This is a genomic window from Pseudomonas sp. LB1P83 (assembly GCF_054897885.1).
On the sequence record NZ_CM142709.1, the window covers coordinates 2,090,319 to 2,113,415 of the forward strand.

Annotated in this window: 19 protein-coding genes and 1 pseudogene; 6 read left to right on the plus strand and 14 right to left on the minus strand. The window is 60.6% G+C overall.

The genetic code is table 11. From position 1 onward, the window contains the following. Window positions 1-122: 122 nt before the first annotated feature. The 5 genes and pseudogenes from ACYZTY_RS09680 to ACYZTY_RS09700 all read left to right on the plus strand — a co-directional run bounded on the left by ACYZTY_RS09680 (window position 123) and on the right by ACYZTY_RS09700 (window position 6,036). Window positions 123-1,571 carry an ATP-binding protein gene (locus tag ACYZTY_RS09680; RefSeq protein WP_461958260.1) on the plus strand — a complete coding sequence of 483 codons (1,449 nt, stop codon included), beginning with the start codon at window positions 123-125 and terminating at the stop codon, window positions 1,569-1,571. Between the two features lie 229 nt (window positions 1,572-1,800). Next, window positions 1,801-1,989 (plus strand): annotated as a pseudogene (locus ACYZTY_RS09685) (hypothetical protein); the annotation flags it as partial. Between the two features lie 23 nt (window positions 1,990-2,012). Beyond that, window positions 2,013-3,044, plus strand: coding sequence for an SCO family protein (locus ACYZTY_RS09690; protein WP_461958261.1), 1,032 nt, complete (start codon window positions 2,013-2,015; stop codon window positions 3,042-3,044). A gap of 102 nt (window positions 3,045-3,146) precedes the next feature. Then, window positions 3,147-4,640 (plus strand): sensor histidine kinase, encoded by a 1,494-nt coding sequence (locus tag ACYZTY_RS09695; RefSeq protein WP_461958262.1) that lies wholly within the window; start codon window positions 3,147-3,149, stop codon window positions 4,638-4,640. After that, entirely contained in the window at window positions 4,609-6,036 is a 1,428-nt protein-coding gene (locus ACYZTY_RS09700; protein ID WP_461958263.1) for a sigma-54-dependent transcriptional regulator, read from the plus strand. Before ACYZTY_RS09695 ends, ACYZTY_RS09700 begins: the two co-directional genes overlap by 32 nt. A 3-nt stretch (window positions 6,037-6,039) precedes the next feature. On the opposite strand, the gene ACYZTY_RS09705 is transcribed toward ACYZTY_RS09700, so the two are convergent. Next, window positions 6,040-6,426 carry a hypothetical protein gene (locus ACYZTY_RS09705; RefSeq protein WP_461958264.1) on the minus strand — a complete coding sequence of 129 codons (387 nt, stop codon included), beginning with the start codon at window positions 6,424-6,426 and terminating at the stop codon, window positions 6,040-6,042. Between the two features lie 179 nt (window positions 6,427-6,605). Here ACYZTY_RS09705 and ACYZTY_RS09710 point away from each other — a divergent pair, with 179 nt between their 5' ends. After that, entirely contained in the window at window positions 6,606-7,412 is an 807-nt protein-coding gene (locus ACYZTY_RS09710; protein WP_461958265.1) for a class I SAM-dependent methyltransferase, read from the plus strand. Window positions 7,413-8,110: 698 nt separating this feature from the next. Here the strand turns inward: ACYZTY_RS09710 and ACYZTY_RS09715 are convergent. The 13 genes from ACYZTY_RS09715 to ACYZTY_RS09775 all read right to left on the minus strand — a co-directional run bounded on the left by ACYZTY_RS09715 (window position 8,111) and on the right by ACYZTY_RS09775 (window position 23,090). Continuing rightward, a complete protein-coding gene (locus ACYZTY_RS09715) occupies window positions 8,111-8,803 on the minus strand; it encodes a GNAT family N-acetyltransferase (RefSeq protein WP_461958266.1) in 693 nt (230 codons plus the stop codon). 116 nt (window positions 8,804-8,919) lie between these two features. Beyond that, on the minus strand, window positions 8,920-9,711 hold the full coding sequence (locus ACYZTY_RS09720; protein WP_461958267.1) for a ChbG/HpnK family deacetylase: 792 nt from the start codon (window positions 9,709-9,711) through the stop codon (window positions 8,920-8,922). Beyond that, the gene (locus ACYZTY_RS09725; protein ID WP_461958268.1) at window positions 9,683-10,900 is read right to left on the minus strand and encodes a GNAT family N-acetyltransferase; all 1,218 of its coding nucleotides are present in this window, start codon (window positions 10,898-10,900) and stop codon (window positions 9,683-9,685) included. Before ACYZTY_RS09725 ends, ACYZTY_RS09720 begins: the two co-directional genes overlap by 29 nt. A gap of 4 nt (window positions 10,901-10,904) precedes the next feature. After that, entirely contained in the window at window positions 10,905-11,594 is a 690-nt protein-coding gene (locus ACYZTY_RS09730) for an N-acetyltransferase (RefSeq protein ID WP_461958269.1), read from the minus strand. An 86-nt stretch (window positions 11,595-11,680) separates the two neighbouring features. Then, a complete protein-coding gene (locus ACYZTY_RS09735; RefSeq protein ID WP_461958270.1) occupies window positions 11,681-13,600 on the minus strand; it encodes a hypothetical protein in 1,920 nt (639 codons plus the stop codon). Next, window positions 13,597-14,901 (minus strand): lipopolysaccharide biosynthesis protein, encoded by a 1,305-nt coding sequence (locus ACYZTY_RS09740; RefSeq protein WP_461958271.1) that lies wholly within the window; start codon window positions 14,899-14,901, stop codon window positions 13,597-13,599. Before ACYZTY_RS09740 ends, ACYZTY_RS09735 begins: the two co-directional genes overlap by 4 nt. Continuing rightward, the gene (locus tag ACYZTY_RS09745) at window positions 14,898-15,899 is read right to left on the minus strand and encodes a polysaccharide deacetylase family protein (RefSeq protein ID WP_461958272.1); all 1,002 of its coding nucleotides are present in this window, start codon (window positions 15,897-15,899) and stop codon (window positions 14,898-14,900) included. Before ACYZTY_RS09745 ends, ACYZTY_RS09740 begins: the two co-directional genes overlap by 4 nt. Before the next feature lie 12 nt (window positions 15,900-15,911). Next, the gene (locus ACYZTY_RS09750; RefSeq protein ID WP_461958273.1) at window positions 15,912-17,048 is read right to left on the minus strand and encodes a glycosyltransferase; all 1,137 of its coding nucleotides are present in this window, start codon (window positions 17,046-17,048) and stop codon (window positions 15,912-15,914) included. Next, a complete protein-coding gene (locus tag ACYZTY_RS09755; RefSeq protein ID WP_461958274.1) occupies window positions 17,041-18,009 on the minus strand; it encodes a glycosyltransferase family 2 protein in 969 nt (322 codons plus the stop codon). Before ACYZTY_RS09755 ends, ACYZTY_RS09750 begins: the two co-directional genes overlap by 8 nt. After that, window positions 18,006-19,373: an O-antigen ligase family protein gene (locus ACYZTY_RS09760; protein WP_461958275.1), complete on the minus strand. Its 1,368-nt coding sequence runs from the start codon at window positions 19,371-19,373 to the stop codon at window positions 18,006-18,008. Before ACYZTY_RS09760 ends, ACYZTY_RS09755 begins: the two co-directional genes overlap by 4 nt. Continuing rightward, window positions 19,370-20,458 carry a glycosyltransferase family 4 protein gene (locus ACYZTY_RS09765; protein ID WP_461958276.1) on the minus strand — a complete coding sequence of 363 codons (1,089 nt, stop codon included), beginning with the start codon at window positions 20,456-20,458 and terminating at the stop codon, window positions 19,370-19,372. The genes ACYZTY_RS09760 and ACYZTY_RS09765 overlap by 4 nt, the downstream gene beginning before the upstream one ends. Then, complete coding sequence (locus ACYZTY_RS09770) at window positions 20,455-22,047, minus strand: GumC family protein (protein ID WP_461958277.1); 1,593 nt, start codon at window positions 22,045-22,047, stop codon at window positions 20,455-20,457. Before ACYZTY_RS09770 ends, ACYZTY_RS09765 begins: the two co-directional genes overlap by 4 nt. Before the next feature lie 17 nt (window positions 22,048-22,064). After that, the gene (locus ACYZTY_RS09775; protein ID WP_461958278.1) at window positions 22,065-23,090 is read right to left on the minus strand and encodes a polysaccharide biosynthesis/export family protein; all 1,026 of its coding nucleotides are present in this window, start codon (window positions 23,088-23,090) and stop codon (window positions 22,065-22,067) included. Between the last annotated feature and the right edge of the window lie 7 nt (window positions 23,091-23,097).

The window sequence follows — 23,097 nt, forward strand, 5'->3', positions numbered from 1 at the left end:
CATTGGGGGTAGGTGGGGGCTTTGGGGTGTGCGGGGAATTGGTGGGAGGGACAAAACCCAAAGTCGGGCAAACACCAGACAGTGGGCTATAACCCTATAGGGAGTTTCCGGGAACAACGACCATGAATGTTCAGACCACAACCCTCCAGAAAGAAGAGGGCGATGTCCGCTTGAGCTCGCGCAAACAGCCGTTCAATCTGCTGCGCTGGTTCTCGCTCATCAGCATGGCGGTGATCGGCTCGGTGGCGGTCGCGCTGGGCGCGGTGTCCACGCGCTTTGTGATTACCGAAAGTGTGCAGCGCGATGCGTTGCTCACGTCCCAATTTGTTCAAGCAATTGCCTCGGCCGAGGTTCGGCATGTCTCGATCCCCAACGTACGGACCATGGGCGAGCTGCTGGACCCGCGCAAGGACAAAGACTTTCCCGACGTTGATCCACTGGCCCGGGCCAGTGCCCGTGGGGAATTCCTCGACCATATCGAGCACTTGCCCGACGTGATCCTGGCCAACATTTATGCCCCTGACCGCATGGTGATCTGGTCCACCAACCCGGCACTGATGGGCACCACGATCCATGCCGACGAAGACCTCGACCAGGCTTTTTCTTCCAAGACGCCGGTGTCGGCCAGTTATCACAACGTGGACAAGGGGCGCATGGAGCAGAAGTTCGTCACGCCGCCGGACTACATCTTTATTGAGAACTACATTCCGCTGTTCGATGCCGATGGCGATACCGTCACGGCGATGGTTGAGATCTACAAGGAACCCAGGGACCTGATCGACCGCATGGAGCGCGGCCTGGTGCTGATCTGGCTGGCCACGGCCCTGGGCGGCGGACTGATCTACCTGGGGCTGTACTGGATCGTGCGGCGAGCGGCGATCCTCCTGGAGACCCAACAAAAACAACTGATCACCAATGAAACCTTTGTCGCGCTCGGGGAAATGTCATCGGCGGTTGCCCACAGCCTGCGCAATCCGTTAGCGACCATCCGCTCCAGCGCCGAGCTGGCCCTGGAGTTCGACAGTGGCCCGGCCCACAAGAACATCAACGACATCATCGGTCAGGTGGATCGCATGTCGAAGTGGGTCAGGGAATTGCTGCAGTCGTTACGCCCGCTCAACGATGAAGCCGAGCCGGTGAACCTGGTGGCGGCGTTGCATGACAGCCTTATGGCCTTCGAGCATCAGATTGCCAAGGCCGGGGTGCAGGTGGTGTTCGAGCCGCAGGAGACGCCGATGGTGTTGAGCCAGCAGGTGCAACTCACGCAGATCCTCAACAGTTTGCTGGCCAATGCCGTGGAAGCAATGGACCAGGGCGGCACCCTGACCATCACCCTGGAGCCGACCGATATCCGGGGAATCAGCGTGGTTGTGAGCGACACCGGCAAGGGCATGAACGAAGAACAGCGAAGCATGGCGTTCCGGCCTTTCTTCACCACCAAGCAGGGTGGGCTGGGCGTCGGGCTGGTGCTGGTGAAGCGGATCATGGAGCGTTTTGGTGGCGCGGTGACTCTGGGCAGTCGTGAAGGTGAGGGCACTAGCGTCCGTCTGTCGTTCAAACGGATTCCCTGACAATGGGTATGAACTTTCCCCGTTAGCGGGTGCCAGGCCCCAGTCGTTTCTCCGATCATGGCGCATTGGTGTTGATAAGCCATTGTTTTATTAGTGTTATTGCTCTTGTGCAAATCTGTTACAGATCTGGCGAGGTCCTTGCAAAACCACCACTACCTCCTTCACGACTTCGAGGCGGCTGGTGATGGACAGAAAAGCGCGGCGCCCCTTCAAATGGTTCAGCCTGATAATGCCTCTGAGCGTCCTGCTCACTATGACGCCGGGCACAGCGACTCTGAAGACCCGTTTCAATTACCCCACCAACGCCAAGCCGAGCCCGTTGTTTGGCACTCAGCCGTTCACTCGGCAGCGGGTGCTGTTTGAAGAATTCAGCCCGGAAAAACTCGACGCCTTTATGCGTCAGCCGGGGCTGACCTTCGGCCCACAAGTGACGGTGAAAAAATGAAACGCAGGGGAGCCGACACACCCGCGCATACCCCGCGCTCCCGCGCCTTGGGCATGCACCTGATTCTGGTCCTGGTCACTTGCCTGTTGGTCAGTCTGGTGCTGCTCGCTCGCGAAGGGGTACTGGCGCCAACGGAATCGGCGACACCCTGGGGCGGCGATTACTTCCCAAACACCTTGCTGACCGATCAGGACGGTCGGCAGGTGCGGTTCTTCGATGATTTGATCAAGGACAAGGTGGTGGTGATCAATTTCATATTTACTTCGTGCAGCGACTCCTGCCCGTTGGAAACCGCGCGCCTGCGTCAGGTGCAAACGTTGCTGGGCGACCGGGTCGGCCAGGATATTTTCTTCTACTCCATCAGCATCGACCCACTCAGCGACACGCCCGAGGTGCTGAAGGCTTACGCGCAACGCTTCAAGGTCGGGCCGGGCTGGAAGTTTCTGACCGGCGAATTCGAAGACGTCACCGATCTGCGCAAAAAACTCGGGCTGTTCATCGAAGGCGTCGACAACGGACGCAGCAAAGACCACAACCTGAGCCTGATCGTCGGCAATCAGTCCACGGGTCGCTGGATGAAAGCCTCGCCGTTCGAGAACCCGTGGATCCTCGCCGATCAGTTGGCCAACACCTTGCAGAACTGGAAGAAGCCCAGCGTTGGAGAAAGTTACGCCGATGCGCCCGAGATTCGCCCGCCTAGCAATGGAGAGGAGCTGTTTCGCACCCGTTGCGCGTCGTGCCACAGCCTGGGGCCGCTGGACGGGCAGGGCATCGGTCTGCGCAGCATCGGCCCGGACCTGATCGGCGTGACTCGCCGGCGTGACCCGGTCTGGCTCAGTCGCTGGATTCGTGAACCGGACCGAATGCTCGCTGAAAAGGACCCGATCGCGGTGGAGCTGTTTGAACGTTTCGACAGAATCCCGATGCCCAACCTGCGTCTGGACGAGAACGCGGCGCAGTCAATTATGGGATTTTTGCAGGAAGAAACCGATCGTCAACAACCGCTGCAAGCGGCGCAGGTGCAATAGCGGCGAAATACTATCAGTGAGGCCGTCAACCCCGATCAATGCCACCTACACTGATCCCAGATACGGCTTAAAAGGCTTGAGGCAAGTCTCCAGGACACTCCCATGCAGACGCTGGAACAACAAAAAATGCCTGCGCCGGACACACCGGCAGCAGGGAAGCCGTGCCGGGGCGGACAGTTCAATCTGCTGCGCTGGTTTTCCTTGGGCAGCTTTTTCATCATTGCCGCCGTGGCGTTGGGGCTCGGCTACATTTCCACGCGCTTTGTGGTCACCGAAAGCATCGAACGCGACTCCATGCTCACCGCGCAATTCGTTCAGGCCATCGGCGATGCGGAAATCCGCCATGCCTCGATCAATCCGGTCAGAACCATGGGTGAAATGCTCGACCCGCGCGATGACAACGCTTATCCCGACGTCCTTCCGACAGCCCGTGCGTCTTCGCGCGGCGAGTTTCTCGATCATGTGGAGCATCTGCCGGACATTCTGTTAGCCAACGTGTATGCCCTGGATCGCACCGTGGTCTGGTCGACCAACCCGGAGCTGATCGGTGTGCGCATCGAAGACGATGATGAACTCGACGAATCCTTTGAAATGAAGGAAGCGGTGTCCACCAGTTACCACGAGATCGACGACGAGCGTCCAGAGCAGAAACTGCTGCGTGAGCCCGAGCACCTGTTCATCGAAAACTACATCCCGATGTTCAATGCCGACAAAAGCAAAGTCATCGCCATGGTCGAGATCTACAAGGAGCCGGTGGATCTGGTAGAGCGCATTCAGCGTGGCTTCAGGGCAATCTGGCTGGCGACCCTGGTCGGTGGTCTGGTCATCTACCTTGGGTTGTTCTGGATTGTGCGGCGCGCGTCCATGTTGCTGCAGAGCCAGCAGAAACAACTGATCACTAACGAGACCTTTGTCGCCCTGGGTGAAATGTCCTCGGCGGTCGCCCACAGCCTGCGCAATCCGCTGGCGAACATTCGCTCCAGCGCCGAACTGGCCCAGGAAATCGCCAGCCAGAATGCACAAAAGAACATCGGCGACATCATCAGCCAGGTCGATCGCATGTCGCGCTGGGTCCGCGAGTTGCTGGTGTCGTTGCGGCCCATGAACGACGAGTCCGAAACGGTGGACCTGGTGCTGGCCATCGATGACACCCTGAGCGCTTTCGACGCACTGATCAAACGCTCGAACGTGGAAGTGCGCTTCACACCGCAAACCTGTCCACCGGTCGTCAGCCAACAGGTGCTGCTCACGCAGATTCTTAATAGCCTGTTTGCCAACGCCCTGGAGGCCATGCCCAAGGGCGGCATGCTCAGCATCGATATTGAACAACCCCGATCTGGCCAGATGCTCATGACCTTGAGCGATACCGGCAAAGGCATGACCAAGCAGCAGCAACAGATGGTCTTCAAGCCGTTTTTCACCACCAAACAGGGAGGGTTGGGCGTTGGCCTGGCCCTCGTCAAACGAATAATGGAGCGTTTCGAAGGCTCGGTCGAACTGACCAGCCAGGAGCAGGAAGGAACCCGCGTCTGTCTCAATTTTAAAGTGGCAACGGGAGGGGAATATGGAGCACAGCATACTGCTGGTCGAGGATGATGAACTCCTGGCCGAGAATATTCAGACCTACCTGGAGCGCAAAGACTTCGAGGTGACGGTCTGCCACTCGGCTGAAGAGGCGTTGAAAAAACTGGGTACGTTCACCCCTGATGTGGTGTTGACCGATAACTCGCTGCCGGGCATGAGCGGTCACGACCTGATCCAGAAGCTGCGCATCAGCGCGCCGGATCTGAAAGTGATCATGATGACCGGCTACGGCAACGTCGAAGACGCCGTGGTGGCGATGAAAGAGGGCGCTTTTCATTACGTCACCAAGCCAGTGGCCTTGCCGGAGCTCAAGCTGCTGCTGGACAAGGCCCTGGCCACCGATCGAATGGAGCGCACTCTGTCGTTTTATCAGGAGCGCGAGGCGCAAAAGTCAGGCGTACAGGCATTGATCGGCGAATCGGCTCCGATGCAATACCTGAAAAACACCATCGCCCAATTGCTCGACGCCGAGCGACGCATGGCCAATACCGACCTGCCGCCGGTGCTGGTGGAAGGCGAGACCGGTACCGGCAAGGAATTGGTGGCCCGGGCGCTGCACTTCGACGGTCCGCGCAGCAAAGGTCCGTTCATCGAATTCAACTGCGCGTCGATCCCGTCCAATCTGGTGGAGTCGGAACTGTTCGGCCACGAGAAGGGCGCCTTCACCGACGCCAAGGACCGTCGTGTTGGCCTGGTGGAAGCGGCCGATGGCGGTACGCTGTTTCTCGACGAAATCGGTGAAATGGATCTGCTGCTGCAAGCCAAATTGCTGAAGCTGCTGGAAGACCGCACCATTCGCCGGGTCGGTTCGGTGAAGGAGCGCAAGGTCGATTTGCGGGTGATCAGCGCGACCAACTGCAACCTCGAACAAATGGTGCAACAGGGTAAATTTCGTCGAGACCTGTTCTTCCGTTTGCGCATTATTTCGATCAAGGTTCCGCGCCTGTATGCCCGCGGCGCAGACATCTTGCTGCTGGCCCGGCACTTCCTGGCGATCCACGGCAAACGCTATGGCAAACCGAACCTGCATTTCAGCGACCAGGCTGAAGAATTGCTGCTCAGCTACAGCTGGCCGGGCAACGTGCGTGAATTGCGCAACATGCTTGAGCAAACCGTGCTGCTGGCGCAGAGCGATACGATTGCGGTCCATCAGTTGAACGTGTGCCTGAGCCTGGTGGATGACCCGATCATCCTGCAGGAAGCACAGCACCACGAGCCGCGTCCGGTGTACAACGGCACCGAGTCGATGAACCTGCCGGAAGTCGAGCGCGACATGGTGCGCAAGATGCTCGACAAGACCGACTGGAACGTCACCAAGTCCGCACGGCTGCTGGGCCTGAGCCGCGACATGCTGCGTTACCGGATCGAGAAGCTCGGCCTCGCACGCCCGGACAGACGCCAGTGGTGAGCCTTATTGCAACGTCGCCCCCTGACGGCTGAGGCATTCGAGTACGCACCGGGGGTCGAGGACTTCTTCGTTGACGTAAACACCGCGTTCCGGATCGTAGGAACGGATGAATACTCGAACGGAGGCATCCGCGACCGTCGGCAAAACTGAGTCGTAGAACTCATGCTGGCTGGCAATCGGGATGAAATCCTGAGGGGCCGTCGGGATGTATGACCGAGGCGGCACCGTGCTCAGGGAGGGCGGCACCGGGTGGGCGAAGGGCTGGTCGGCGCCGTAGTAATTGAAGTTGCTGCTGTAATCGGTGGTGGGTGTCAGCGTGTCGTCCGCCTGGGCGCCGGTGATGGCGGTCAGGCTAAGTGCGAACATCAGCGTCAGATCAGTTGTTTTCATGGCAACACCTGTGAAATCGGTTTTCCTGCGCTTCCCCAAGGCCATTAACTATAGCTGCCGTACGGGCACGCGTTCGCGGCGCCCGGCTTACAACATTCCAACAAACGCCCAATGGGGTTTTTCAGAGCCCTGATCTAGACTCGTGCCGGTCAACAAACAGCTGAATTCTGGAGTGAGCAATGGAAATGCCGACCAAAGAAAACGCCATCGCCAGCAACCGCGATGCCTGGAACGATTCCGCCCGACACCACAAAGACACCCCCGTTTGGCTGGCCCTGGTGAAGGCGGTCAGTCAGCGTGATTTTTGCTGCATCGACGACACACTTCGCGGTTTGCTGGAGCAGGTTGGCGTCGATGGCAAGGACGTGGTGCAACTGGGCTGCAACAACGGGCGGGAAAGTATTTCGCTGTTTGCGCTGGGCGCGCGCAGCGTGGTGGGCGTGGATCAGTCCGAGGCGTTTCTTGATCAGGCGCGAGAGCTGGCGTCCCGCTCGCCGCATGAGCCCGAATTCATCGAGACCGACATTCATCACTTGCCGACCGAGCTTCATGAGCGCTTCGACGTGGCGCTGATCACCATCGGCGTTTTGAACTGGATGCCAGACATCGGCGAATTCTTTCGCCATGTCGCGCAGACCCTCAAGCCTGGCGGTGCGCTGGTGGTGTACGAAACCCATCCCTTCCTGGAAATGGTCGTCCCCGAAGCTGCCGATCCTTATCGCCTGGACAGCTCTTACTTTCGCAGCGAGCCGTTCGTTCAGGATCAGCCGATTGTATATGAAGGCAAAGTCGAGCAGCCGGCCGCTCCGTCCTACTGGTTCGTCCACACCCTGGGCGCCATCTTCACCGGCGCCATCGAGGCGGGGCTGCAGATCAGCCACTTCAAGGAGTACCCGCATTCCAACCGCGAGGAACTCTATGACCGGTATGAGAAACAGACGGCGCAGTTGCCGTTGTGTTTTACGTTGGTGGTGGTGAAGCGCTGAGAACTGAGTTGCTCCCACTGACGCCATCGTCGGAACGCCGCCCGGAGCAAGCTCGCTCCCACATTTGAATCCCGGCGAACACAAATCCGTGTGCGCTGGAGATCCCCTGTAGGAGCGAGGCTTGCCCGCGAAAGCAATTTATCAGGCACATCAATGCTGAATGTCCCACCGCCATCGCGAGCAGGCTCACTCCCACATTGGATCGTCGTCGAACACAAAATCTGTGTGCGCTGGAGATCCCCTGTAGGAGCGAGGCTTGCCCGCGAAAGCAATTTTTCAGTCACATCAATGCTGAATATCCCACCGCCATCGCGAGCAGGCTCACTCCCACATTTGAATTCCGTCGAACACAAATGCTGTGTGCGCTGAAGATCTACTGTGAGAGCGAGCTTGCTCGCCATAGCAATTTTTCAGTCACATCAATGCTGAATGTCCCACCGCCATCGCGAGCAGGCTCACTCCCACATTGGATCGTCGTCGAACACAACTCCCGTGTGCGCTGGAGATCCCCTGTAGGAGCGAGGCTTGCCCGCGAAAGCAATTTTTCAGTCACATCAATGCTGAATGTGCCCCCGCCATCGCGAGCAGGCTCACTCCTACATTTGAATCCCGTCGAACACAAATGCTGTGTGCGCTGGAGATTTACTGTGGGAGTGAGCCTGCTCGCGATGGCAGCAACTCGGTCTGTCTATCAGAAATCAGGCGTTCGCCGCCGCCGTCACCACCGGCCGTCCCGGTTTGCGCAGCGGATCAAGCCTTGAGCCGGTGTAGCGGGTTTCGCGGTAGAAGCGCCAGCGGCCGAACAGGCCGTAGACGTGGGTGACCCGACCCTGTTCGTGATAGCCCATGCGGATGTGCAGCTTCAGGGCAGGGATGTTGTGGGTTTCGCAGACGTCCACCACCTTGTGGCAGCCCTGGGCCGCCATTGCCGCCCAGAGGTCTACCTGAGCATCCACCGACAGGCTGGTGCCGAAGTAGGGGCGGGTCATTTCGCCGCCGAACTCGAAGAACTCACCAGGTTTGACCGGGAACCAGCAGCCGTAATAGTGACGGTCGTGGTAGTCGCGGGTGCTGCCCCAGATGAACGCAACAGCGTGGCCTTCTTCGTCCAGATACATGTGCCCGGTGTGACCCTCGGTGGCGAGTTCGGCCATGGTCTCGACGCGGTCACCAAAATGCTTGCTGAAAGCGATGGCGTTTTCCGGGGTAATGGTCACTTGGCGGACACTCGAATAGGGACGCAGTTTGTGCGGCGCTACCGGGCTGATCAGGTCGCGTTCCATCCATAAAAGCTCCCAGTGGAAGAACACGTAGCGTTTCCACAGTGTGTTGAACGTGCGGCTCAGGCCCTTTTGTTTTATGCGTTCGCGAAGCTTTTCGATGATGCTCATGACGCTCTCCTTAGCCTAAGCCAGGGTGTGGTGGAAACGTTTTTTTGATGGGTATAGATCAAGGTTGCTGGTTCATGTCAAAGCGCCAGTTTTGAATATGTTGCAACCTATGTAACTCATTCGAGCGCTGCTTCACCCGTCATTAGATGGGTGTTCAAAGCGCCATAGGAAACCCGTGGAACACCTTGAAGGCGCCGCTCTAGCACAAGGGGCAGCGACTCTTCTGAACGCAAATAGGCATCGCCGAAATCGGCGCCGAGCTGAGTCGGATGGGCCACGATTTCCAGCACACCGTCGGTCGGCATGGCGTCGTTGCGCAGGTCCACCGGAGTGCACACATAATCGGCAGTTACACCGGCCAGACTCTGCAAGCGACTATTGAGCAACGTCTTGAATACGCGTTTGGGCAAGCTCAGGTTTTGCCCCAGATTGCGCGCAAGGCGCACGGCCACCCCTTGGCTCGCGGCGAAGCGCGCGACGATTTCACCGATGGGCCAGATGTTGTGCACGTGCTGATGGGAGTCGATGTGGCTGGGCCGTACGCCGTTGTCCACGCAGCGTTGCCATTGGGCCTTGAGTTCCTCCAGCACCGCGTCGCGGTCCCGGCGGCTAAGCCAGAAGCGGTGGCGGGGCAGGTTGAGATCGAATACCCCGTTGCGGTCGCAGAAGTTCGATCGAGCCAGAATCGACTGACTCAAGGGGCGCCCGTAGGTGAGGTTGAAATGCAGGCCGATCCGATCCTTGAGCAACGGGTGCTGGGCCATGACGCAGGCCGCTTCGAAGGCCGGCATATTGGCCATGGCCGTGGCGGAGCTGATCACCCCGGCCTGGAACGCACCGAGGATCACGGCGTTTTCGCATGGGCTGAGACCGAAATCGTCAGCGTTGACTATGACTTGGCGAGGCATGTTCGCTCTCCCTGTTGTTGTCGGTTGGCGGCGCCGCTTTAATCACCGCGGCGACGGGGGCCGGTGCGGCGGCAACGGCCGCTGCGGCACGTTTGGCTCGCCGTTTCTGCAGCACGGGTTTGAGCCACTGCCAAAGTCTCAGGGCCAGGCCCAACGCAAGACCGCTGGGGCGCCAGGAGTAAAAACTCCAGCGCCAGTGTTCCAGTTGCCCGGTCATGCGTTCGTGCAGTTGATGGTTGGAGTTTTCCAGGCTCACCCGCGAGGCATCGATCCAGCGCCAGTGTTCGTCCAGCCCCCAGCGAATCCATTCATCGAGCAGCACCCGACCGCTGCCCAGATCGGCGTATTGCGGCAGGAATGCCAGGTTGTAATCGTACAGTCGGCCCTGCTCCAGCAATCCGAGACGGTAGCTGATGCAGCGCCCGTCCAGTTCCAGCACCACGACCCGCACCAGGCCCTGTTCGGCGAGGGCGGTGAAGGCACGGTCCATCCATTGTCGGTGGCGTTCGTCGGCGAAAATTCCGACGCCTTCATCACCTTTCCAACTGACCGCTTCGACTTCACCGATGGCCTGCAACAACGGGCCCATGGTCGACGCGTCGGGCGTGATCCGCCGAACCTGGGCGCCACACGCCGCGATGCGTTTGCGCGCGCGGCGCAGTTTGTAGCGCGGGTCGCCGGAGACTTCCTGGTGGTCCGCGTCGCTGATCACGTGCACCGGCACCCGACAGCTGAGGCGTCGCTCACCGGTCGAACTGTGGGTCATCCACTCGGTCAGTGCGCTTTCTTCGCCGACAGGTTCCGACAACTCGTTGAGTTGCAGCAGGGCATGGGGCAGCTGTCGACGGATCTCGATCAGTGCCTTGCGGATATTCTCCGAGTCCGTTTTTGCGAGGAGCGCGAGGCGGTCGGCGAGGGGATAGCCCAGGTGATGCAGCACGCGAAACGGCAGCCTTCCGAAACGTTCGACGCAGGCCACCAACGGCAAGCACAAGACCAGTTCCTTGCCATGCCAGCCGAGCAACACGTGCAAGCGTTGCCCGGTGGTCAGTGTCTGTTCGGACGCGCGCATCCAGGCCAGGGTGTTGAACGGCGTGTGGTCCGTCACTCGCAGACGCAACGCTTCATAAGCCGTTGCCGGAAAGTCAGCGGCGCACAGTGAAGTGCGCCATTCGAATCGTGCTGCCATAGGGTCAGGTCACCGCTGCCGGGGCAGGTTCACGGGCCGGTTTGCGCAAGGCATCCAGGCGTGAGCCGCTGTAATGGGTTTCGCGGAAGAAGCGCCAGCGGCCAAACAGCTCGTAGACGTTCATGATCCGCCCTTGTTCCTCATACCCCATGCGAATGTGCAGCTTGAGGGCCGGGATATTGTGGAACTCGCAGACATCCACCACTGTGTTGCAGCCTTTTGCCTGCATGGCCTTCCAAAGGTTCAACTGAAGGTCCAGCGACAACAGCGTGCCCCAGTAGGCGCGGATCTGCTCGCCGCCAAATTCAAAGAACTCGCCTTCCTTCACCGGGAACCAGCAGCGGTAGTAATGACGGTCGTGATAGTTGCGCGCGCTGCCCCAGATGAAGGCCACGGTATCGCCGTTTTCGTCCAGGTACATGTGCCCGGTATGACCCTCGCGGGCCAGTTCGGCCATGGTTTCCACGCGATCGCCAAAGTGACGGGTGAACGCCACCGCGTTTTGCTCGGTGATGGTCTCCAGGCGCAGCGGCGGGTAGGGCCGCAGTTTATTCGGCGGCACCGGACTGACCAGGTCGCGCTCCATCCACAACAGTTCTTCGTGGGAAAACACGTAGTGCTTCCAGATTTTCTTGAGGGTGGCGCGCAAGCCTTTTTGTTTGATGTGGCGGCTGAGTCTCTGCAAAACGCTCATGGTATTGACTCCTGACGGCACGGGCCGTAAGTGGAGTAATGCGAGGCCCGGCCAATGACCGGCGTCGCTATTCAATTCGTGGCAATTCATGAGGTGCTCCAGCTAAGGGTAAACAGGGTCCGTCCTGGCAGCTCGAAGCTGACGCGACCGTCCTTGCAATCAAATGGCGCGTCGCGGGCACGGTTGTCGGCACCGAAATAGCGCAATGAACCGTTGGCCATCGGGCACTGCGCCCCGGTCAGGGCCACACGCTGCAAGCGCGTGCCTTTGTTGACCCCCAGCAAACTGCGTTTGAGGTCCTCGGCCATGGCCAGCACGTCGACCTCGAAAGCGTCATTCTCCAGACTCATCACGTCGCGCAGCCAATGCTCGCGGATGAACTGCTGGGCCATGCCCACGGGCTTGAGTTCGAAGGAGTTCTCGCCGAGCACGCGCAACATGCCTTTGGGGTAGTTCGGCTCGTCGGCGGCCTGGAACCAGCCGAGCATCTCCAGCAAGCCATCCTGGGACGAGTTGATGACGACTGAAGCCCACCACAACGAAGCGAAGTCGGTTTCCTGATCGTAAGGGCTGAGGCTGGAACCGCTGGACATGTTGGTCTGGTCCAGCAGCAACGCTTTGCGCGGCCGACCTTGGGCGTCGAGACCGACCAGCTCGGCGGCACGGCGCACGCTGTCACGGTAGACCCGAGTCGCCAGCAGGTCGCGAATCATCCATTCGTGCCAGGCCAGGGCATCGATGTTGTCGCCGGATTCGGCCAGCAAGCGCGTGGCCCAATCGATGCCGCGCTTGTCGGCGGCGTTGTCGGCAAACGGGCCGTTGACCAACCGCGAACTGGCAGGCATGGCGATGCGCACGCCGGCTTTCGCGTTGGCGGGATTGCTGCGCACTTGCCGGGCCATGCTGTTGAAGATGCTTTGGTAGTTGGCGTAGTCCGGGTAGTTAAGGTTCGGCTCGTCAGCGAAACCAATGTAGTGCGTGCCTTTGCCGCCGAGGGCACGGGTCGTCGCGAGCCAGGCATCAAGCCCGGCGTTGCTCATGGTGTCGGCGCGCAGGTCAGCCTGACGCTGGCTCCCGGCCAACAGCGTGATGTCTTGGGTGATGCCGAAGCGATCCTGATACAACTTGCGGAAAGCGTCTTCGTAGTGCGGGTTCTTCGCCGTGATGTCGACGAAACTGTAATAAGTCCCCGCCTGTGGCTTGAGTGCATCGAGCACCGCATAACTCGACTCCGGCACCTTGACGTAGGGCAGGGCAATGGCCAGGTTCGGGGTCGGCCCCAGCACTTTCGGGTGCAGCGTCAACCGGGTCTGGCCATCGTCCTCGCGCAGGGGTTTGAGCTGCTGCGGGTTCTGGGCGAAGAGGTTGGCGGTGCCATCGAGCCAGAACGCCACTTTGCCGCTGCCTTGCAGGCGCAGGCGCCAGACCTGTGGCTCGGTGGCGACGGGCAACTCGACCTTGTCGAACTGCCAATAGCCGCGATACGGTTTCAGCGCCAGCGCCACTTGTTTGCCGTCGCCCACGCGCTGCGCTTGCAGGGCACTGACGCCACCGTGGAACTTGCCGGCCAGCACCGCGTGTTCACCCGGCGCCACCTTGAAATACAGCTCATCGCCATTGTGGGTTTCGGCGCTGAAATGCACCTTGGCCGGGGCGAACAGCGCCACCGTGCGGTCGTCGTGTTCTACCCGGTAGCGACGGAAGCTGTAGCCCGGAATTTCCAGTTGATAGCTGGAGGCACTCGGCGCCAGCGGCCAGCTCTGACTGCCGCGCGATTCACTGGCGGCGATCAGGCGCTCGCCCTGAAGTTTGCCTTGGCCATCGAGCAGGTACAGGCGTTCTTCGTTGGCATCCGCCTGCCACGCCGGTGCCCAGCGAATGGTCAAGGTGTCGGGGCGGTCCGGTTGCAGGTACAGGCTGCCGTCGCGAATATCGGCCCAACGCATGGGCGCCGCGTGGGCGCTCAGCGAAAGGCCCAGACTCAACAGCAGGGCCAGGCCTTTCATGCCGACTTCCTTTGCAGCATGTGCAGCATCGGCGCTACATCGCTGGGCAGGATGATCAGGGTTTGCCAGACCGGTACACCGCTCAATCGGCAGTACATCACCAGCAGCGCAAGCGTCACCGCTACGTAGGCAATGGAGGATGCCGCCGCCGCACCGACAATCCCGTAAGCCGGAATCAACACCAGGTTCAGCGCCAAATTGAGCAAGGCGCCGAGGCCCATCAACAGCGAAATCGTGCCGGGGCGGTTTTTACCCAGCAAGTCCAGGCGCAGGATGCTCGCGTAGCACAGGCCGAGCAGGCCCGGCAGCAGCGCCAACAAGGCGGGATAGGCGGGCTGATAGGCCACGCCGAACAGCGTCACGATCAGCCATTCGCCGATCACGGCCATGGTCACGCAGGCGCCGAGCATCACCGTGGCGGTCAGGCGCAGGGCCAGGGGCGTGACTTTGTCGATGCCTTCTTCCTGTTGCAGCAGGCGTTTCATCAGCGGCGTGGTCACGGCTTCCGGGACGATCAGCAGCAACTCGGCGGCGGCGCTGGCCATGGCGTAATGACCGAGTGCGGTGCTGCCGAGCAGCGCGCCGATGAACAGGTAATCGGAGCGCAGGATCACTTGCTGGAACAACAGGTCCGGATGGCTGCGGGCGCTGTAACGCAGCAGCTCGTTCTGACTGGCGCGGTCCCATTGCAATTTCAGGGGCTGGGCACGTTTGAGCCAGAACCAGCCCGCCAGCACCACCAGGCTAATGCCGGACAGCCAACTGATCAGCGCCGCTTCCAGCGCGGCGTCTTTCCACATCCAGAACAAGGCGAGAAACAACAGCAGTGGCACCAGCGATTCCATCAGGCGCAACGCATTGAAGGCCACCACGCCGCCGGATGCGTTGTGCAGCGTCAGCAGTCCGCTTTTGAGCACGGTCAGCGGCACCGCCAGCAGCAACAGCCAGGCGAGCAGGCCCAATTGCGTGGTGATGTCGAGTTCGTTGCCGAACTCGCGCACCAGCGCGACCACCAGCAAGGTCAACAGACCCGCCAGCAGGCAACCAAACACCAGCACCTGACTCAGCAGCAAACCCATGGGCCGCTGTTTGGCCGCCTGAAAACCCACCGCCGAATTCAGCCCGCCACTGGTGGCAGCGCTGATCAAGTCAGGCAGGGTGCTGAGCAGGGCAAACAAGCCTCGTTCGCTCGGCCCGAGGATTCGGGCGAGCAGCACGTTGCGCATCAGCCGCAAACCGATCATCGCCAGTTTGGTGCCCATGCTCAGGGCCAGATGCTTGAGGTAACGGTTGCGGCTCATGCGCGTGCCCCGCGGTACAGGCGCCAGGACAGCAGCTGCGGATTGCGCGCCACCCGTTGGCTGACGCCAAAGCGTGGCAAGTTCAAGGGATCTTCGGTGCCCCGATAAATCCCGGTGCCTGTGCCCAGGGCGAACGGGAAATCATGGTCGGCCAGTTGTTCGCGCACCCGCGCATCATTGTCTCCGTTGGGGTAGCAGTAGACCGGCAGAGGCCGGTTGCAGCTGTTTTGCAAGGCGTTGCGGCTGCGGCTCAGTTCCTCGTGCAAACGCTGATCATCAAGGCCGGTGAGAATCGAATGGCTGGCGCCGTGCGGGCCGAACCGCACCAGCCCCGAGGCTTCCAGCGCGCGCACCTGATGCCAGTCCAGCGCCTGGGGCAATGACTCGTCCGGGCACTCATCGGTCAGTCGATTCAGGTCAGCAGGGCTGAGGGTTTTCAGGCTGTGCAGAAAATGCAGCAAGGCCAGGCTGCGAGGCTCCACATCCAGTTCATCGAAAGGCACCGGCAACGGCCGACCGACCTGTTTAAGGCAGCCGATCAATTGCATCCGGGCCCGTTCACCGTGGCTGCCCCAGAGGGTTTCACCGATGCTTTCCCACCAGAACCGCTGGCGGCTGCCGATGAAGTCGGTGGAGAGAAAAATGCTCGCCGGCACTTGGTATTTTTGCAGCAGCGGGAAAGCGTTCACCGCGTTGTCACGCCAGCCGTCGTCAAAGGTCAGGGTGATTTTCGGCCGATCCGATCTCACCGTGCCGGGTTGCAGGATGTCCATCAACGACACGCAGTCGAAGTGTTTTTTCAGCCACACCAGCAAGTGTTCAAAGGCTTTCGGCCCGACGCACAGTTCGTTGCGGTGGGGCAGTTCGGCGGCTTGGTCACTGGCCAGCACCCGGTGCAACATCAGGATCACGCCGGCACCTTGCAGTTGAGTGCGCCCCACCGACGAGTTGAGGTATAGCCAGCCACTGGTGCGTTTTAATAATTGTTTGATCGCCATGGCACAGTCCTCTCAACGGTTTTGCTCGGGGTTCCACTGGGCGTACCGCTGCCCCCGCAGGAACTGCCACAGACCGATACTCATCCCGGCCAGGGTCACCAGCAGGAACGCGGCGAGGCGAAAGGGTTTGGGCAAACGGTGTTTGGAATCCAGCAGGCCGGCAATGGCCACGGCGTAACCGAGCAGCTGTGCGACCAGGCTCAGGCGATAGAATCCGTGTTCCTCCCACAGCCAGAAATTGCTCAGTAACAGCGGCAGCAACAGGATCGGCGCCAGTCGGCGGATCAACTTGTGGCTGATCAAGGCAATCGAATACAAGCCATGTTTCAGCGGATTGAGCAGCTCGCTGCGCTGGGCCAGGCTTTGCAAGCCACCGACGGTGACCCGCTGACGACGACGGAACTGTTTGTCCGCTTCATCGACGCCCTGGTCGACCACCTGCGCCTCGGGCACATAGACAATTCGCTTGAACGCCACCGGTGCGCAGGTGCTGATGAAGAAGTCATCGTTGACCTCGGCCGGGATGTCCTGGAACAACTCGCGGCGCAGAGCGAGCAAGGCACCGTCGGCGGAGACCATGCAGCCGGTGCGGTTTTCCACCCTGCGCAGCCAGCCTTCGTAATGCCGATAGAGGCTGTCGCCGATGCTCAGGCCACCGCCGGTGACCGGGATCACCATGTGCCCGGCGCACGCGCCGACCTGGGGATCGCACAGGGGCGCAAGCAGGTTACCGAGGGTGTCGCGGGACCATTGGTTGTCGGCATCGGTGAACACCAGAATATCGCAGGTGCTCAACGCAACGCCGGCATTCAGGGTCGCGGCCTTCCCCTGGCGGGGCAGGTCGAGAATAGTGATGCGCGGGTCGATGACCTTGCGTGCGCAGGCCACGGTGTCGTCGGTCGAACCGTCGCTGGCGAGAATGATCTGCAGCGAGGCCGGCTGATAATCCTGAGCGAGCAAGGTGCGCAGCTTGTGTTCGATGTGCCGCGCTTCGTTGTGCGCGGCAATCACGATGCTGATGTTCATCGGTTCCGGCGGCGCATGGCGCCGCGAAGCAAACAACGGCGCCAGCAGCGTCAACAGCAGCGGATAACCGATATAGGCGTAAACCGGCAGCAACAGGCACAACCAGAAAATGAATTCAGCCACGGGCCGGCCTCCTGGCATTCCATTGACAAAGACTGAGGATGAACGCGGCACCGGCCAGTTGCAGACGCACCCAATGCAGGCCCCAGAGTTGCAGCGTCAGGCCCAGGTCGCGGTGTTTCATGCTCTGGCGCATGCTCAGGGCGAGCGCGGGCAGACTGGTCACCAGCAAGAAGAACAGCGTCAGATGAACCTGGCCGTTGAGCAGGGCAAAAAGCGCCGCAATGTCCAGCACCCAGGCGGCTATCGACAGCATCGGGAAGCGCAGCAGACGCAGGCTCATGCCGTTGCTGCGCAGTAACTGCAGGTGACTGCCCTGACGCCAGAATTCCTTGCCCATCCATTCGCGCCAGCTGGCCTCATAACCCCAATGCAAGGCAACGCTCTGGTTGACCGACAGCAGGCGCGCACCGGCGTGGGAAAGTCGCATGGTGAAGTCCTTGTCCTCGCCGGTACGCAGGCTTTCATTGAAACCCCCGACCGTGTCGAACCAATGGCGACGCATCAGCAGGTTGGCGCTGGGCAGCCAGCGTACGGTTTGCACCGTTTCCGCACTGGGGCGCAACAGGCGGCGTTGCCAGGCATCGGCATACCAGGGGGCTTGCGCCGGGGTGTGCAAATCCAGTCCTAGGACGTCGACGTGAACCGCAGGCTCGATTCTCAACAACAGCGTGAGCCAATCCTCGGGCACTTCGATATCGGCATCAAGGAAGGCCAGCCATTTGCCGGTGGCGACGGCGGCGCCGCGGTTGCGCAAGGCGCCGATCAGCAAGCCCGGCAGCACCAGCACTTGTGCGCCCATTTGCCGGGCAATGTGCGGGCCCTGATCCTCGGAGCCGTTGTCGGCCACGATCAGTTCACATTGCACTCCGGCGGCGATGGCGGCGCGTTGCGCCGCCAGCAGGGTCCGGGCGATGTGTGGGGCTTCGTTGTACATCGGAATGACAATGCTGATGCGGGTCATGCCTTGGCCTCCACGAGTGGGCTTTCTTCGGCTTTCAAACGCAGCACGCTGGTCAGGGCGAGCATGATCCACACGTACTTCTGGTTGGGTGCGCTGAGGAACATCAAAAACAGGGTCAGCGACAGAAAACTCATGCTCAGGTGCGTCAGCAAATCCGCTTGTTCGCGGTTGCGTCGCTGCATCCACGCACGGCGGGCGCGGACCAGGTTGTACAAGCCGAGGGCGAGCATGCCGACAAACAGCAGGCCGGCGGGAATCCCCAGTTCACTGAAGATTTCCAGGTAGGTGTTGTGGGCGCGGCGGTACAAGTCGCCGATTTTGCGGTTAGCCGAAAACGCCTTGGCATACCCGGTGGTGGCGTAGTGCAGCGGGAACGTCCCGGGGCCGGTGCCCAGCAGCGGATTCTCGCGGATCATCTGGCTGCCGACCACAATGTATGAGGCGCGACGGCCGAGGGATTGGTCCTGACTCTTGGCGCCGGCGCTCAAAATGCTTAACGACTGTATGCGCTCGATGTAACCCTTCGGCATCGCATAAAGGGCCAGCGGAATCACGATCACCAGGCCCAGCATGGCAAAGCCCAGATGCCGTGGACGGATGCGTTTCAGCTCGGCGCGGTAGTGCCAGGCGCCAATCATCAGGCTGAGGAACAGCACCACCAGCCCCGAACGGGATTCGGTCTTGGTCATGCCGCCCAGCAGCAAAATGCAGCACCCGACCCAGAACAACCGATGCAAAAAGTGTGGGCTGCGGACCACCAGCAGCAAGGCGAGTGGCACGGCGAAGGCGATCAGCATGGCAAAGGCGTTCGGGTCTTCCAGCAGACCTGCGGCGCGACCCTGGTCCTGATACTTGCTGGAGAACACCGCCAGCACGCAGGTTGCCGTGACACTGAGGGTGACCAATTTGGCGAACAGGTCCATGTTCAGCTCGCGGCCGATCAGCAGGGTGATCACAAACAGAATCAGGCCAACGCTTAGCTCCCGCAGGTGCCCCATCGACATGCCCATGTTGTCGGTGTTGATCACGCTCAGCAGGTACAAAACCATGAACCAGATCAGGTAGCGCCAGATGTTGCTGCGCAGGCGCTCGGACGGGAGCTGGTGGATGGCCAGTTGCAGCATCAGGATCACGGCCAGTGAGACGCCGAGGAACTTGGTGCCCGACAGCGAACTGTCCTTGAAGAAACCTTCGAACGGTATCAGTGCCGCGATCCCGAGCAAGCCCCAGGCGGGTTTGCGATAAAGCAGCGCGACACCGACCAGGCCCAGCACCGCCCCCGGCGCCAGATACGGATAAGGGCTGGCCAGCAAACCGAGGCAGACCAGGCCAAACAAACTGACGATCGAGAGCGGAAAGATCACGCGCGTGCCTCCCGTGCAGTACGGAGATAAAGTTGCGACCACCGTTCGGCCAGGGCCTTGAGGTCGTAACGGTCCAATTGCGTACGTTTTGCGTTGTCGATCAGCTGGCTCGCCATGGCCGGTTCAGTCAACAACGAACCGATCTGGCGGGCGAGGGCGGCGCTGTCGGCGGGTGTCGCCAACAGGCCGTTGTGCCGGTCTTGCAGCACATCAGGAATCCCGCCGACGCCAAACGCCACCACCGGGACCCCGGCTTGCATCGCTTCGAGCAGAATCATCGGCGTGCCTTCGGTGCGCGAGCTGATCACCAGCGCATCGAGTTGCTGCCACCACTTACCCATGTCGGTCTGGTAACCCGGCAGGGTGATGCGGTCTTGCAAACCTGCTTCGTTGATGCGCGCCAGCAGCGTGTTCCGTTCCGGGCCGTCGCCGAGCATCACGGCGTCCAGTTGCGGGTGTTGCTGACAGAGTGGAATCAGCGCATCGAGAAAAAAGTCCGGGCCCTTTTCACTGCTCAGCCGCCCGACGTAACCGGCCAGCCAACGCTGGCGGTCCACGCTGTGCGGCAGCAGTCCGGTGGCCGCCGGTAAACCATTGGGAATCACTTGCAGCTTTTCCGCACGGACACTGGCCTGGCGGCACAGCACGGCGATGCTTTCGGCTACGCAAACCACGCGATTCACCGAGGCGGTGCGGCACAGTTGCAGGCTCAGCCAGGTGTAGAACTTCTGCTTGCGGCTGCGCGGGGTAAAACCGTGTTGCGTAATCACCAGCGGCAGGCGCAACAACGTTGCGCCCACCCAGCCAAACAACAGGCCCTTGAAGTTGTGCGTATTGATCAACGGCCGTTCCGCCCGGCGCTGGCGCAAATGCGCGAGCAATGACCCCAGCCCCGCGCAATCCCGGCAGTCGACCCCCGCCTGGCGAAACCGTGCGATCAGGTCTGGCGGCGCATCGAGAAACAGCACCTGGTGCTGCCCCGGCGTCGCCAGGCAATGGTCCAGCAGCATCCGCTCAGCCCCGTAGAAGCCGCCGCTGCTGAGCAAATGAATGATCGGCAGGGAGGGGATGAGCGGCGCGTTCAATTGCGCACCCAGTGCACAAGTCCAGGCACGGACCAGTTGCTGTGCGGATTGGTCGGTTCCACGTTTTGATCGTTGATCACCAACAGCACCGGCAAGCCCAGTTCATGGGTGATTTGCGCTGGGTGTTTGAAACGGTGATCGAAGAACTCACGCACGTAGACCAGGGCAATCGCCAGCAAGAGACCGGTGAATAAGCCGAACGGAATGATCAGCATCGGTTTCGGGAACGCGGCTTCGGTAGGCTCATACGGCGGGCTGAGTACCCGTGCGTTGGACAGGTCGTTGTCCAGCGAGCGAGAGGTGCTGCTTTCGGCGAAGCGCTGGGCGTACGTCGAGAACGCCGCGTGCAAGCCGTTGATCTCGGTGTCCATCTGCCGCAGCTTGCTCTGGGTTTTCTGCAACTGGTGGATGCGGTCTTTGAACTCGGCAATGCGCGCGGTTTTCTGGTTGATCACTGAAGCGACAACGGCCAGGTCGGTGGTGCGCTCCTGAATCCGGTTGCTGACCACTTTCAGAAACTGCTGACGGGTGCGGGCGATTTGCTCGCGGGTCAGCAACATCGGCTCGCTGCTTGGCTGGAAGATCGCCAGGTCGTTCATGTAGCGGCTGACCTGAGTGGTCAGGGCCTCACCCATCTGTTTGATCTCGCGATCTTCGAACGCCACGTTGTCCACGGTGGTGGTGAAGGTGTAGGGGAAGGTGTAGTCGTTGAGTTTGGAGTTGCTGGCAGCGGCCAGGCTGGTTTTCAGGTAGTCGAGCCAGCGTTGGCTTTGCAGCAGGCGGTCGCGGTACAGGTTGAGTGCTTGCTCCTCGGTGTTGATGGCGTTGAGGCGGAAGGTGATTTCTTCCTTTGGATCGGACGAGCCGACTTCTTCAAGCAAGGCCAGCCGAGTGCCTTCCAGGCCATCGAGCCGCACTTGGTACTGCTTCTTTTTGGTTTCGTAGAACGATTGTGGCAAGTCGATTGATTGCAGTTCCTGACGGCTGGTCAGGTAGTTCTGCAGCAAGGTTGCGACAAACTTGGTGCCTTGGGCCGGATTGTCAAAGCTGTAGATGATGGAGATCACGTTGGAGCCAGGCAGGGTCTCGATTTTCAGACTGTCCATCGCCTCTTGGGTCAGTGCATCCAGCACCGTGTCGCGCACCGGATCGGTTTCCAGGCCAAGAGTGGCTTTCACCGGGTTGATCACGTATTCGCGCAGCGGGGTGGTCACGTACTGTTTGAACGGCTGGGTCACCAGTTTGTTGAACACGCCAGGGGTGGGTGTGTACTCACCCTTGTCGCGCAACTCGCTGATGGTCTGCCGGATCAACGCCGGCGAGCGCAGGATATTGCTCTCGGTTTCCATGTCCGCCAGGGACGGGGGAATGAACGAGGCATTCTCCTGGTTGAGGGACGTCGTGGCGTCTCCCTGGGAGAGTTTTTTGGACTGCACGATCACCTGGGCGGTGATATCGAAGCTCTGTTTGAGCACCAACGGCAAGACCAGCGCGATCACTGCAAAGACCAGGAAGACTCGCTTCACCAACTGCTTGTTGGCGAAGAAGATCCTGAAGAACTCGTGCAGGTAGTTTTCCTTTGGATTCATGGTCGGTCACCTGAGAGTTAGTTGCTGTCACTGTCTTTGTTGTCGACGCGGTAGCCGAAGCTGAAGCCCACGCCCTGGAACAACACCACGTCTGCCAATTGCCGTGCGAGCTCACCGGCGCTGGCCAGTTTGGTCTTCGGCACATAGAGCATGTCGTCCGGTTGCAGGTACGCAATCTGCGACGCATCGCCGGCCAATGCTTTCTCGACGTCGTAACGCACGGCCTGCACCTGGTTGCCATTGCGGCGCATGATCATCACCGAATCGAGCCGCGCCTTGGTGTTGCTGCCACGGGCCAGGGTCAGTGCTTCGAGCACCGAGACCGGCCGGCGGATCGGGTAGGAACCCGGTTGGCCCACTTCGCCCAGCACATAGATTTCGTTACCCGCCGTGGACTTCAGCAGCACGTCGACGGTCATCCGCCCCGGCAGCTTCGCGTAGCGTTGGTTGAGGAAGGTTTCCAGTTGATTGACGGTCATGCCTTGCAGCGGCACGGCGCCGATTTCCGGGAAGCTGGCATAACCGTCGGTGCCCACGGTGATCTCCCGGCTCATGCCGGTCGCGGGGTGGTTCAGGGCACTTTTGAGGTTGGACTCGTTGCTCAGGGGGCTGATGACCTGCACGGACAGCTGGTTGCGGTTAGGCTGGAACAGCTGTTTGCGCTGGTAGGCGCGCTGGATTTCCTCACGCGCCTGTTCGGACGTCAGCCCGGCGATTTTCACCGAGGTGTTGGCGCCCGGCAGTTCAATGGTGCCGTCGGGCAGCACCAGTTGATTGCCGTTGAGCTGGCTGGCGGCGGTGAAGTTCAGGCCGATCTGGTCACCGGACTGGATGCGGTAGGCGTCTGAGCCGCTGGTGCTGATGTGGAAGATCACGTCCAGCACATCCTGTGGCCGCAAGGTCTGTTCGATCTTGGGCATGTCGGTGGCCTGGGCGTTGGCCGGTGCGGCCGTGAGGATATTCACCGGCATGGTCTGGGTTTCGGAAGTGCTGGAGCAACCTGCAAGCGGCAGCAACAGCAGGACAAGCATTTTGGCGTTCATGTCGTCA